The organism is Tahibacter sp. (assembly GCF_035481375.1).
GTDB lineage: Bacteria > Pseudomonadota > Gammaproteobacteria > Xanthomonadales > Rhodanobacteraceae > Tahibacter.
In genome coordinates this window covers 1-12,455 of the sequence record NZ_DATIGT010000131.1, presented here as the reverse complement: position 1 = coordinate 12,455, position 12,455 = coordinate 1, and the positions used below count along the sequence as shown (strand labels likewise).

General features: G+C 66.1%; 15 protein-coding genes. 9 read left to right on the top strand and 6 right to left on the bottom strand.

Annotation, left to right across the window (positions count from 1 at the left end):
- Position 1: 1 nt before the first annotated feature.
- Complete coding sequence (locus VLF18_RS08770; RefSeq protein WP_325279250.1) at positions 2-898, bottom strand: LysR family transcriptional regulator ArgP; 897 nt, start codon at positions 896-898, stop codon at positions 2-4.
- Between the two features lie 101 nt (positions 899-999).
- On the opposite strand from VLF18_RS08770, the gene VLF18_RS08765 reads away from it, so the two are divergent.
- Positions 1,000-1,617, top strand: a complete 618-nt coding sequence (locus VLF18_RS08765; protein ID WP_325279249.1) for a LysE/ArgO family amino acid transporter — start codon at positions 1,000-1,002, stop codon at positions 1,615-1,617.
- Positions 1,618-1,654: 37 nt separating this feature from the next.
- Here the strand turns inward: VLF18_RS08765 and VLF18_RS08760 are convergent, their stop codons facing one another.
- The 3 genes from VLF18_RS08760 to VLF18_RS08750 form a co-directional block, all read right to left on the bottom strand.
- A complete protein-coding gene (locus VLF18_RS08760) occupies positions 1,655-2,740 on the bottom strand; it encodes a class I SAM-dependent methyltransferase (protein WP_325279248.1) in 1,086 nt (361 codons plus the stop codon).
- 351 nt (positions 2,741-3,091) lie between these two features.
- Complete coding sequence (locus tag VLF18_RS08755) at positions 3,092-3,484, bottom strand: nuclear transport factor 2 family protein (protein WP_325279247.1); 393 nt, start codon at positions 3,482-3,484, stop codon at positions 3,092-3,094.
- Between the two features lie 94 nt (positions 3,485-3,578).
- Entirely contained in the window at positions 3,579-3,821 is a 243-nt protein-coding gene (locus VLF18_RS08750) for an Lrp/AsnC ligand binding domain-containing protein (protein WP_325279246.1), read from the bottom strand.
- A gap of 322 nt (positions 3,822-4,143) precedes the next feature.
- Here VLF18_RS08750 and VLF18_RS08745 point away from each other — a divergent pair, with 322 nt between their 5' ends.
- Positions 4,144-5,979 carry a hypothetical protein gene (locus VLF18_RS08745; protein ID WP_325279245.1) on the top strand — a complete coding sequence of 612 codons (1,836 nt, stop codon included), beginning with the start codon at positions 4,144-4,146 and terminating at the stop codon, positions 5,977-5,979.
- Between the two features lie 87 nt (positions 5,980-6,066).
- Here the strand turns inward: VLF18_RS08745 and VLF18_RS08740 are convergent, their stop codons facing one another.
- Both VLF18_RS08740 and VLF18_RS08735 read right to left on the bottom strand, forming a co-directional pair.
- Positions 6,067-7,404, bottom strand: a complete 1,338-nt coding sequence (locus VLF18_RS08740; RefSeq protein ID WP_325279244.1) for a sensor histidine kinase — start codon at positions 7,402-7,404, stop codon at positions 6,067-6,069.
- Entirely contained in the window at positions 7,401-8,144 is a 744-nt protein-coding gene (locus VLF18_RS08735; RefSeq protein WP_325279243.1) for a response regulator, read from the bottom strand. Before VLF18_RS08735 ends, VLF18_RS08740 begins: the two co-directional genes overlap by 4 nt.
- Before the next feature lie 340 nt (positions 8,145-8,484).
- Between VLF18_RS08735 and VLF18_RS08730 the strand changes: the two genes are divergently transcribed.
- From VLF18_RS08730 to VLF18_RS08700, 7 genes are all read left to right on the top strand, one after another.
- Entirely contained in the window at positions 8,485-9,522 is a 1,038-nt protein-coding gene (locus VLF18_RS08730; protein ID WP_325279242.1) for an alpha/beta hydrolase, read from the top strand.
- 60 nt (positions 9,523-9,582) lie between these two features.
- Positions 9,583-10,002, top strand: coding sequence for an organic hydroperoxide resistance protein (locus tag VLF18_RS08725; RefSeq protein WP_325279241.1), 420 nt, complete (start codon positions 9,583-9,585; stop codon positions 10,000-10,002).
- A 152-nt stretch (positions 10,003-10,154) separates the two neighbouring features.
- Positions 10,155-10,694, top strand: a complete 540-nt coding sequence (locus tag VLF18_RS08720) for a thioredoxin family protein (protein ID WP_325279240.1) — start codon at positions 10,155-10,157, stop codon at positions 10,692-10,694.
- 153 nt (positions 10,695-10,847) lie between these two features.
- Positions 10,848-11,195, top strand: coding sequence for a hypothetical protein (locus tag VLF18_RS08715; RefSeq protein ID WP_325279239.1), 348 nt, complete (start codon positions 10,848-10,850; stop codon positions 11,193-11,195).
- Between the two features lie 44 nt (positions 11,196-11,239).
- Positions 11,240-11,686: a hypothetical protein gene (locus tag VLF18_RS08710; RefSeq protein ID WP_325279238.1), complete on the top strand. Its 447-nt coding sequence runs from the start codon at positions 11,240-11,242 to the stop codon at positions 11,684-11,686.
- A gap of 204 nt (positions 11,687-11,890) precedes the next feature.
- Positions 11,891-12,049 carry a hypothetical protein gene (locus VLF18_RS08705; protein ID WP_325279237.1) on the top strand — a complete coding sequence of 53 codons (159 nt, stop codon included), beginning with the start codon at positions 11,891-11,893 and terminating at the stop codon, positions 12,047-12,049.
- A gap of 219 nt (positions 12,050-12,268) precedes the next feature.
- On the top strand, positions 12,269-12,455 hold a 187-nt coding region (locus VLF18_RS08700), incomplete at its 3' end, for a hypothetical protein (RefSeq protein WP_325279236.1).

Genomic DNA, 12,455 nt, shown 5'->3' with positions numbered 1-12,455 from the left:
CTCAGATGCGCAACGCGGACGCCGCGGACTCGCGCAGCGTGTCGCTGATCTGCTGCAGCGTGCTCGATCGGATCGCCGCCTGCTGCCAGTACAGCGGAACGTCGAGCCAGCGCGCGGGCTCGACGACGATGATCCGCCGGCTCTGCTTCACCGCATCGATCAGATACTCCGGCGCGAGGCACCAGCCGAGCCCGAGCGATGCCGCCGTGACGAAACCGGACGCGGTCGGAATGTAGTGGATCGGCGGCGTCAGCTGCGAACGCGTGATCCGCCGCACGAAACGCCACTGCAATTCGTCCTTTCGGTTGAACACGATCATCGGTGCGCGCGCGAGCGATGCGGCGTCCATGCCGTTCGCGAAATAGCGCGCCGCGAACGCCGGCGACGCGATGGCCCGATAGCGCATCGTGCCGAGCGCATACACGTTGCAGCCCTGGATCGCCTTCGACGTCGACGTGACCGCGCCGAGCACGGTGCCGTCGCGCACGAGATCCAGCGTGTGGTCCTGATCGTCGACGCGGATGTCGAACACGTAGCCGTGCTGCTCGTGCAACTGTGCGATCGCGCCGAGAAACCAGGTTTCGAGCGAGTCGTCGTTGACTGCGATCGAGATCGTGCGCGTGGCTGCGGTCGTTTCGTCTCCCGGCAAGAACTCGGCGAGCGCTTCGGCTTCGAGCGTCTGCATCGGCCGCACGCGGCGCAGCAGCCGCTCGCCGGCCGGCGTCGGGCGGCACGGCGCCTGCCGCACGACCAGCACCTGGCCGAGCCGGTCTTCCAGCGCCTTGACGCGCTGCGACACCGCAGACGGCGTGACCGACAGCCGCCGTGCCGCCGCGTCGAAACTGCCTTCCTCGATTACGGCCGCAAACGCGGCGAGCTGCGGATGGACGAGCGCCATGGCCGATCCTTAGAAATTCTAATCAGGCTGCAGGATTATTAGCTGGCCTAACGAGCGGGACAACCGCAGCATGGCGTGATCCTCCTGATGGACTTCCGCTCATGTCGCTTCACGTCGCCGCCTCGGGCTTTGCCGCCAGTGCCGGACTGATCATCGCCATCGGCGCGCAGAACGCGTTCGTCTTGCGCCAGGGACTGCAGCGGCGCCATATCGGGCTGGTCGTCGCGGTCTGCATGTTCGGCGACATCGCGCTGATCCTCTGCGGCATCGCCGGCATCGGTACGCTCGTCCTCGCGTGGCCCGGACTGCTGCAGGCCCTGCGCTTCGGCGGCGCGGCGTTTCTTGCCGCCTACGGTTTCCTGGCCGCGCGCCGCGCCTGGCTCGGCACGAGCGCGTTGAAACCGGCCGAGGCCGGCGAATCGACCTGGCGACGCGTGCTGGTCACCTGCCTCGCCTTCACGTTCCTCAATCCGCACGTCTATCTCGACACGATGGTGCTGCTCGGCAGCATCGCGACGCAGTACCCGCCGTCCACGCGCTGGACCTTTGCGATCGGCGCCTGCAGCGCGAGCATCGTCTGGTTCGCGAGCCTCGGCTACGGCGCGCGCCTGCTGCAGCCGGTGTTCCGCAAGCGCATGGCGTGGCGCGTGCTGGACGGATTCATCGCGGCGTTCATGCTGACCATCAGCGTGGTGCTGCTGATGCGCTCGCCGGTGTGAGCCGCGACGACGGGTGGAACGTCACGGCGAAAAGCCGCTACGAACGGAGGCAGAACTGCGGGGTCAGATGGTGCCGGACAACCGGCGTTGCGGATCTGTCGCGGCGCATGACGGCCAGCATGTGCGTCGGTTTGACGGTTCCTGAGAACAATTCCTTCTCGTCTCGCGCATGCACGCGGTCGATGAACGAACGGTCCCAGTCGATCTCGGGGTCGAAATGCGGGCCGAAGCCGCGGTCGATGAAGGGATCGATCACGTTTCCGTATCCGAGGAAAAAGTCGAAGCCGAACCTTTGTATCGCCAGAGGCAGGATGTCCTGCGCGCGAATGCCTTCGAACCCTTCGAGCGAGCAATCCCAGTCCTTGTAGACCTTTTCGTGGCGGCGCAGCTGGACGTTGTACCGGTACGACGCCGGCAGTTCACGCCAGAACTCGCGAACGATCGCGAGCGCCTCCGGCCATCGCATGTGGCCGTTGCGTCCGATCATGTCGGATGCGACGAAGATGCCGGAAGAACCTATAGCCAGGCAAATCGCGTCGAACAGTCCTTCCAGGTTCGTGACATGATGAAGGCTCTGGTTCGCCATGACCACGTCGTACGATTCGGTCGGATTCCAGCGATTGAAATCGGCGGAGACGAAGCGGAAATGTTCAAGGACGCCTTCGCGCTCGGCCAGCCGGCGCCCGCGCTGAAGCATGGTATCGGTAACGTCAAGGCACACGATCGTGAACGCGGCGACGCCGCGTTCGAGCAGCAGCTTCGCCATGTGCACTTCGCTGTCGCAGTTTCCGGCGCCGATGCTGATCGCATGAACGTTTCGGCCCAATTCAGCCGCTTGCCGCTGGATTTGCAGCGCAAAGAAGTCCTCCGGATACGAGAATCCGAATACTTCCATCACCGGGCGCAGATGCGTGTTCGACCAGTAGTCGAAGATTCGAGGGAGATCGTTGACGATTTCCTCTCCGGCGAATCGCATCACTTCCTGGCTGAGCCGGCTCTCGTAATCGCCGGCACCCGTAGCCCGAGCCGCTCGCCCGGCGTTCCACCAGCGCCGAAGGTGTACGCGCCAGGTCGGTGGGAGCAATCGAACAACGGGCCTCAGCGCTGCAAGCTGGTCTTTCACGGCGTGCTTTCTCCGATGGCTGTCCCGGCCACGGCCGCCGATGCGAGCCGCATGGGTTCCGAGTCTCACAGAACCGATGGGTACATTCCCGTACTGGACGGTGCGCAGGCGTCATCGTTGTGGCCGCACAGTCGAACTCGGCGCCTCATCCTCCAGGACGCCGCAACGCTCGAAAATCCCCCAAGCCTTCGCGAGACAGCGCGTTGTCGCGGCCGACGTTCATCGGGCCTGTCGCGCAGAGCACTCCGATGTCTCGCTTCCGATCGACGACCGGTGCGCTGCCGTTGCGGCGCCCATTCGTGGATGGCTGGACGAACGTTCAAGTGAAATGTCGAGCGGCAGCGCAGGCCGTCAGCGGCGCGCAGCCTGCAGCATCGCCGCCATCTTCTCGTGAATCAGCGTGACGGCTTTGAGCGGACGCAGCATCACCTTGAACTCGACGACGCGTCCGTCGGCGTTCCAGCGGATCATGTCGACCCCGTTGATCGCGATGCCGTCGAGTTCGAGCTCGAACTCCAGCACGGCATCGCGTTCGCCGCGCAGTTCGCGCAGATAGCGGAACGACTCGTTGCCGAACACGGCGATCGCCGCCGTGAGATACGCCTTCACGATCGCCTTGCCGACCTGCGGCGTGTGCACGACGGGCGAATGGAATACCGCGTCGTCGGCGAGGAATGCGTCGAGTCCGGCGACGTCGCGCGCATTCACGATGTCGTGCCAGCGGGCAATCGGATCAGGGGACATGTGGCCTCGGTTCTTCAGGGTTGGAGATCGTTCACGTCGAAGCGGTGCGGCGGTAGTGTGCATGCTTTCGCCGATCGTCGCTGCAGGTTGCGGCTCAGTCCGGCGGAAGCGGCACCGCCGGCCAATCGCGCGTGACCTGTGCCTGCACGGCGCGTTCGACGAACGTCGACTGCACGACCTGGCTGCGCGTGCCGCGCACGCCCGGCAGCACGTGAACCCAGGCCAGAAACTGCTCGAGCGCGTGCGTGTCGGCCGAACGCACCTCGAGGATCACGCTCGTATCGCCGGCGACGGAATGGATTTCCTCCACTTCGGGAAAGCGCTCCAGACGCAGCATGCGCTTGCTCCTGCCCCAGCCCTCCGCGTCGACAGGCACGAAGGCGAGCAGCGGTTTGCCGGCGGATCGTCGTACGGCGGCTGCGCGACGACTGGCTCGTGGAGATCGACGTGATCGCCGCGGCAGCGTTGTCGCACGGCCGTCGGTCACGTCGTTTCAATGCATCGCGCGGTTTTCCAACGCGCGCGTGGGTTCCGAGCAAGGCGTGCAACACGCGTCATGAGGGGGTTCGCGCCGCCGTCGCGTCTACGGATCACGAAGCGACGTTCGCGGCGAATTGGACTGCGCCCCGGTGAAGCGATTGCCAATGGAGACAAATGCGATGAAGTCCCGTGTTGCAGGTTTCGCGTTCGCGCTGTTTTTCGCAACGCAGGCGTCGCAGGCCGTCGCGGCCGACCATTCGAACGACCGCTGGTTCTGGTCGACGCCCGCGCCGCAGGGCAACACCCTGCAGGCGGCAGCCTCGCACGGAACCACCGACGTCGTCGTCGGCGATCGCGGCACGATCGTCACGCGGCACGACGGCGGCGAGTGGGTGTGGCGCCGCCAGTCGACGCGCGCCTACCTGCGGGACGTCGCATTCGGCAGCGGCCGCTTCGTTGCGGTCGGGTGGGGCGGCGCGGTCGTCACGTCGGTCGATGGGTTCGCCTGGTCGGCCCAGCAGCTCGACGAAAGCCTCAGGCTCAGCGAGATCGCGTCGGACGGGCAGCGCTTCGTCGCCACGGTCGACGACGGCGCGACCGTCGTGACCTCCGAGGACGGTCTCGCGTGGACAACGCGCGACATCAGCGCGTTGCCCGTGCGGTTGAACGAAGTGATCTGGGCCGGCGACCGGTTCATCGCGCTCGGACGCGACGGCGCGACGTTCAGCGCGTTGATCTTCGACTCCGCCGATGGCACGACGTGGGTTCCGCATACCGTCGGCGCGAACATGTCGGCCGATGCGCTGGCATTCAACGGATCGACGCTGCTCGTCGTCGGTCGCGACAGCGCCGCCAATGCGGTATTCGGCTACACCTCGACCGACCGTGTGCAGTGGCAGGCGACGCCGATTCCGATCGACGATCCGCATCACGTGCTCGGCGTCGCCGGCAGCTTCGTCTCGGTCGGCTACCGTGGCGGCGCCGTTCCCTCGATGATCTTCCGATCCGCAAATGGCACCGACTGGACCGGCGCCGAGACCGCGCACCAGGGCGAGATCAACGGCGCGGCCTGGAACGGAACCGACTACATCGCCGTCGGCGAAGACGGCTTGATCGCGACGTCGAGGCAGGGGGCCGACTGGCATCTGCAGCAGCAGGCCGAGCAGACCAACCTCTACACGGTGCGCTGGCTCGGCGACGAGTTCCTCGCGCTCGGCTATCTCGGCGATTCGATGCGTTCGAGCAACGGCATCGACTGGGAACCGATCGACATCGACGACTCCGCAACGACGTTCTGGGGCGGCGTCGCCCGCGGCAATACGGCAGTCGGCGAACGGACCGTCGTCGTCGGCTATCGCGGTGCCGTTCGCGTCTCGGCCGATCGCGAGCATTGGAACGGGAGCCAGATGACGCCGGTTCCCGGCGACATCTACATGAACGGCGTCGCCTTCGGCGACGGAAAGTTCGTGGCGGTCGGCGATGTCGGCGCCGTCTACACCTCGCCCGACGGCGAGACCTGGACATGGCGCCCGGCGCCGACGTTCACCGCGCTGAGATCCGTCGTATACAGCGGATCGATGTTCGTCGCGGTCGGCTACGACATCTTCGGCGGCGTCATCATGAGCTCGCCCGACGGCATCACGTGGACGGTGCGCTATGCGACGGACAATCCGCAGTTCTTCGGTCCGCGCGATGTGGTCTGGACGGGCGACTACTTCGTCGCGGCGGTTGCTTCGGTCGCCATGGTGTCGTCCGACGGCATCCTCTGGAACACCGTGCAGTACGACGTGCCGTGGCCGGCCATCCTGAAACTCGCGTGGGATGGAGAGCGCATCCTTGGCGTGGGCTTCGGCGTGTACAGCGCAAAAAGCGACGGCGGCAAATGGACGCGGATGCCGGACCCGCCGCAGCACTATCTCGAAAGCATTGCGTCGGACGGCAGGCAATTCATCGCCGTGTATTCGAACGGAGTCGTGCGCACCGGGGACGATTTGTTTGCTGACGATCTGGAGTGATCCGCGGCCGCGCGACGAAGCAGATCCGATCGCGCCGCGCTGCAAACGACATCGCGCGAAAACGGCGACGTCGAAGGCGGCGGAATCTCAGCGCGTGGGTGCCGGGGTTTCGCTCAACACAACCGTCACGCGCAATCCGCCGCCCTCGCGATTGCTCAACTGCAATCGGCCAGCCAGCGCCTGTGTGAGCTGCTGCGCGATCGCAAGCCCGAGCCCCGTGCCGCCGCTCGATCGCCCGCGCGACGGTTCCAGTCGCCGGAAAGGCTGCAGCACTGCTTCCCGTTGATCCTCGGGAATCCCCGGTCCGCGATCGAGCACGTCGATGCAGACGCCGCCTTCGTCGATGCGCGACGCCACTTCCGCGCTGCCCGCGTAGGCGAGCGCGTTGTCGACGAGATTCTGCACAACACGCCGAAGCACCTGCGGATGCGTCGTCACGGCAGCGCTGTCGCCGTCGATGCGCCGCACGGGCTTGCCCATGTCCTCGTAGTCGCCGACGATGCTGTCGAGAAACGAGGCCAGATCCAGACGCACCGCCGGTCCCGTCGCGACGTTGGCACTGCGCGCGAAATTCACGCCTTCGCGCACGAGCTGGCTCATGTGATCGATATCGTCGAGCAGACGTGCCCGCGTCGGGCTCTCGGCCATCGCCTCCAGGCGCAGCCGCATACGCGTCATCGGCGTCTGCAGATCGTGCGAGATTGCGGCCAGGATCTGCGTGCGTTCGGCCACATGCGCCGACACGCGCTGCTGCAGCGCATTCAATGCGCGCGCGGCTTTCGCGACTTCGGCCGATCCGTGCTGCGGCAGCGGCTCGCCCGCGCGAGCCGGATCGAGCTGCTCGGCGGCTTCGGCCAGTCGCGCCAAGGGACGCGTCGCCAGCCGCACCGCGAGCCCTGCGCAGGCCAGCAGCAACACGATCTGCGCGACCAGCATCCACGGCAGCCAGCGCGCGATCGGCAACAGCGACGGCGTCACCTCGATCGTGAGCGGCTGGCCGTCGGCCAGCGTCAGTTCTACTTCGTAGCGTTCCGGAGATGTGGACACCGCGCGCGGCCGCAGCCCATAGCGATGCTGCAGCGCTTCGTCAATCAGCCCCGCGACCTGCCGCGAGCGCTCGGTGGATAGCGGCGAACCCGGCCGGGCGGAGCGCAGCAGATAGCGATACGTGCGGCGCTCCAGTCGCGGCAGCCACTCCGTGCGTTCCTGCGGCCGCAGCCGTTCGAGCAGGGCGACGCTCAGCGGAATGTCCTGCTCGAGGTTCGTCAGCATCATCGAGCGCGTCGCGACGGCGCGTTCGTAGAACAACAGCGCGAACGACAGGGCGTGTGCCAGCAGCAGGCCGGTGGCGAGGATCAGCAGCACGCGCGCGCCGAGCGTGCGCGGCAGAAAGCGTGAAGTCCCTCCCGGCGACGCTGCGCTCACGCGTCGTCTCCGATCAGCACGACCGGCTGCGAGAACACATAGCCTTCGCTGCGCACGGTCTTGATGTACGTCTGCTCGCGCGCGCCGTCGCCGAGCCGCTGCCGCAGACGGCTGACGAGCAGGTCGATGGAGCGATCGAAGAGCTCCGCATCGCGGCCCTGCGTGAGATTGAGCAGCTGATCGCGGCTGAGCACGCGCTGCGGATGATCGACGAACACGCGCAGCAGCCGGAATTCGGCGCCACTCAACGGATAGGCCGTGCCGCTTTCATCGAGCAGGTGGCGCGCGGTCGTGTCGAGCTTCCACTGGCCGAAGCCGATGAGCCGCGCGGCCTCGCTGACCTGCAGATTCGGCGGCAGCATGCGCGCGCGGCGGATGACCGCGGTGATGCGCGCGAGCAGTTCGCGCGACGAGAAGGGTTTGATGACGTAATCGTCCGCGCCCATCTCCAGGCCGATGATGCGATCGGTCGCGTCGTCGCGCGCGGTCAGCATGATCACCGGCACCGCGCGATGCCTGCCGGCACGCAGGTTGCGGCACAGCGTCAGGCCGTCCTCGCCGGGCATCATCACATCGAGGACGATGAGATCGATGTCGCTCGTATCGAGCATCGCACGCATCTCGCGGCCGTCGGCGGCCAGGCTGACGCGCAGGCCGTTCTTGCCGAGATAGTCGCCGACCATCTGACGGATCTCGCGATCGTCGTCGACGACGAGGATGTGGTCTGCATGGGACGTCATCGCCGCTCCAGGTCCGGGACCGCGCCGGCGGCCTCGTCGAAAGATAAAGATGGTAGCGCCTCGCCGCATCCTGTTTCGCGGCTCGCGCATTGCACCATCGGCGCGATGTCGCCGTGGCGCCGGCTTCGTATCCGACCGTGCCGCCGCGGGCTCCGGATACGTTTCGATACAGAGCGACCCGCTTTGTAAGCGTCTGTATCCGCGGTGCCGTTCCCGCGCTCCGCTGACAGATCGCCGGATCCGGCGACACGCGACCGATACGCGCCGGGCGTGCAATGGCGCCGTCGCCGACGCCTCCTGCGTCGGCCTTGAAGCCCGCACCCGGAGACCGTCGATGCGCATGCATGCCTTCCGTAATCTCACCCGCCTCGCGGCATGGCTGTTGGCCGCGCACAGCGCAATGACCGGCGTCGCAGGTGCGGCGCCGTCCGCGAGTGCGCAAAGCGCACCGGCCGATCACGGGCCGCTCGTCGCGAACCACCAGATCGACGCCGGTGATCTCACGATCGGCTATGCCGAGCTCGGTCCGGCGAACGCTGACGTCGTGATCCTGCTGCACGGCTGGCCCTACGACATCAACAGTTATGCCGACGTCGCGCCGCTGCTGGCAGAACGCGGCTATCGCGTCATCGTGCCGCATCTGCGCGGATTCGGCACAACGCGCTTCCGTTCCGCCGATGCGCTGCGCAACGGCGAACCGGCGGCGCTGGCATCCGACGTCGTCGCGCTGATGGACGCGTTGAAGATCGAGCGCGCCACGCTCGCCGGCTACGACTGGGGCGCGCGCTCCGCCGCGATCGTCGCCGCGCTGTGGCCCGAACGCGTGAACGCGCTCGTGTCCGTCAGCGGCTATCTGATCGGCAGCCAGGAAGCCGGAAAGAAACCGCTGCCGCCGGCCGCGGAACTGCAGTGGTGGTACCAGTACTACTTCGCGACCGAGCGCGGCCGCGCCGGCTACGCGCAATACACGCGCGATTTCGCCAAGCAGATCTGGCGCCTCGCATCGCCGCAGTGGGCCTTCGACGACGCGACGTTCGCGCGCAGCGCCGCCGCGCTCGATAACGCCGACCACGTCGCGATCGTCGTGCACAACTACCGCTGGCGTCTCGGCCTGGCCGACGGTGAGCCGCGCTACGCCGTACTCGAACAGCGCCTCGCGCGGGCGCCGACGATCGGCGTGCCGACGATCACGATCGAAGGCGACGCCAACGGCGCGCCGCATCCGCGGCCGGAAACCTACGCCGCCAAATTCACGGGCCGCTACGAACACCGCACCTTCCGCGGCGGCATCGGCCACAACCCGCCGCAGGAAGCGCCGCGCGAATTCGTGCAGGCCGTCGTCGACGCGACACGGCTCGCGCAGGCACCGAAACCCTGATCCGCATTCACGGCGTTCCTTGAGCGCTTCCATCACCACGACATCACCAGGAGAACCGCAATGACCGCTCTCGACAAGATCCTCTACACCGGCAAGACCCACACCGTCGGCGGCCGTGAAGGCCGCGCGCGCAGCGACGACGGCCAGCTCGACATCGCGCTGTCGCCGCCGGGCAGCGGCCGCCCCGGCACCAATCCGGAACAGTTGTTCGCCGCCGGCTGGTCGGCCTGCTTCGAAGGCGCGATGACGCTGGCTGCGCGCAAGCTGCGTATACCTTTCCCAAAAAATGCAGCCGTCGATGCGGAAGTGGATCTCGGCATGATCGGCGAGGGCTATCTGCTGCAGGCCCGTCTCACGGTGTCGTTGCCGGGTCTAGGGCCGGAACAGGCGCAGATGATCGTCGATGAAGCGCATCGCACGTGCCCGTATTCCAAGGCGACGCGGGGCAATATCGGGGTCGAGCTGAGAATCGGGAACTGATCGACGGGAATCGTTCGAGCGGGTCGAGGCCTGCGGTCGGACCGTTCTCTTCGAAAGAATTTTTCGAGTCGCTGCCGTAGGCCGTGCCGTTGTTTTTCCGGCGACGGTACAGGCTGCCGACTGCGTGCCCAACCTTGCGAGGAATTTCAGCCATGAAACTGTTCAAGTCATTCGCCGCGCTGGCGGCCGCGTGCCTGTTCGCGACGGCGTGCACGCCGGATTCCACCGCAGTCGCGGTCGAGCCTGCGCGTCCCGTCGCTCCGGAATTCACCGGCATAGCCAGCTGGCTCAACAGCCCGCCGCTGACGCGCGAACAGCTCCGGGGAAAAGTCACGCTCGTGGAATTCTGGACGTATTCCTGCATCAACTGCGTCCACGTCATCCCGCACATCAAGCGATGGCATGCGAACTACCGCGACAAGGGTCTCGTCGTCGTCGGCGTGCACACCCCCGAGTACGACGACGACAAGCCGCTCGCCAACGTGAAAGCCGCGGTCGAGCGCTTCGGCATCACCTACGCGGTCGCGCAGGACAACGACTATGCCACCTGGAACGCCTACGGCAATCGGTTTTGGCCGGCGCTGTATCTGATCGATCGCGAAGGACGGATCGTCCATCGGCATTACGGAGAAGGCGGATACGACGTGACCGAGTCGAAGATCAGGGAACTGCTGGCACGAGCCGCGCCGTAAGGAATTCCGTCCGCCGCTGCGCTCGCGTTGCCGTGTCGGGCGCAAGAGACAGGGCGGCAACGCCGAACATGCCGGGCGCCTTGTCGCCACGATGCGAAGAATGAAGTTACGTAGCCGGCCCCGGAGCACCGCCGCACGCGCGCGCCGGACATCGTGGTCCGGCGGCGCGGACTCGTTGCGCTGCTGCCATTGTTGGCGGCAGCGCCGCTCGGCGCGACGGAGCTGTATCTGCTGAACTACGCCCCGTCGTCGGTGCTTGGGCAGCAAGGCAATCGCGATGTGAGAACGAGCCGCTTTGCCGCGTCCGACGACGGCCGCTATGCGCTGTTCGTCACGCTGCATGCGCCGGACGGCTTCACATCAGGGACGCCGCGCGTGTTCCTGCACGACGCCGATACCGGCCAGCTGACGCAGATCAACGTCAGTCCGCACGGCGCGCAGCTGGACGCGCCGACGCGGCAGCGTGTCGGGCTGTCGCGAACGGCCGCTACGCGGCGCTGATCACTGCGGCGAACGACTTCGTCGTCAACGATGCGGACGGCAGTATGGATTTATTCATTCATGACAATGTGAGTGACGCGGTCGAGCGCCTGCGCCATCCGCAAACTGGTGCGCCGCTGATTGCGGCACGCGGGAACGATCGCGAACTCATGGTGATTTCCGACGACGGCCAGCGCATTGCCTTCACCGATCCTGTCGGCCCGCTCGACAGTCCGTTCACGCGCCTGCGCGTGCTCGATCGTGCGGCAGGCCGTGTGGTCACCGTGTTCAGCGATGAACCCGTGACGGTATTCCGTCACCTGAGTTTCAGCGCGGACGGCGAGGTACTCGCGTTCGCCACGAGAGCGTCCCTGCTGCCGGCGCAGGACACCGACCTTACCGACGATGTCTACAGTTACCGCCCCGCGGACGAATCGCTGCGGCTCGAAAGCGTCGACGGCGACGGTGCGCAGGGCGCGGGATCGCGTCTCTCGCCCAAACGCCGGAATTAAAAGGCGTCAACCACTGGCTCGACAGCGTGCCGCTGGCGATCGGCCAACTACGCGGCAAGGTCGCACTCGTCGAGTTCTGGACGTATTCCTGCATCAACTGCGTGCATGTGATGGTGAGAGGTGAGAGGTGAGAGGTGAGAGGTGAGAGGTCCGCACATCCAGCGGTGGCACAAACCTATCGCACCAAGGCCTCTCGTCGTCGGCGTGCACACGCCCGAATACGACGACGACAAGCCTCTATCCACTGTGCAGGCCGTCGTCCGGCGCTTCGGCATCACCTGCGCCGTCGCGCAGGACGACGACTACGCCACGTGGAATGCCTACGTCAATCAGTATTGGCCGGCTGCATCTCATCGACAGTGAGGGCCGGATCGTTTATCGGCTGCGGCGAGGGCGGCTGTGAAGTTACGGAAGCGAAGATCAGGGCTCCGCTCGCGACGGTTTCCAATTCGGTTGAGCATTGAGGTCACTGTGGATTATTTGAAATCGCTTTGTTAGTTTTTTTGCGATCTATGCACATGACTCCATACGCGAGTGGCTGTTCGAAAGCAGCTGCTGCGTCGCCAACGGAATGGAATCGGCATGAACCGCACGCTGAACGTCACCACGCCTCTCGGTCCCGAAGTGTTGCGCTTCGACGGCTTGCAGGGGAAAGAATCGCTGTCGCAGCTGTTCGACTTCCAGCTCACGATGAAGAGCGAGGAGCGCGGGATTGCGGCGCCGTCGCTGCTGGGCCAGCCGATCACGGTGGACTTCGAGGTCGAAGGCG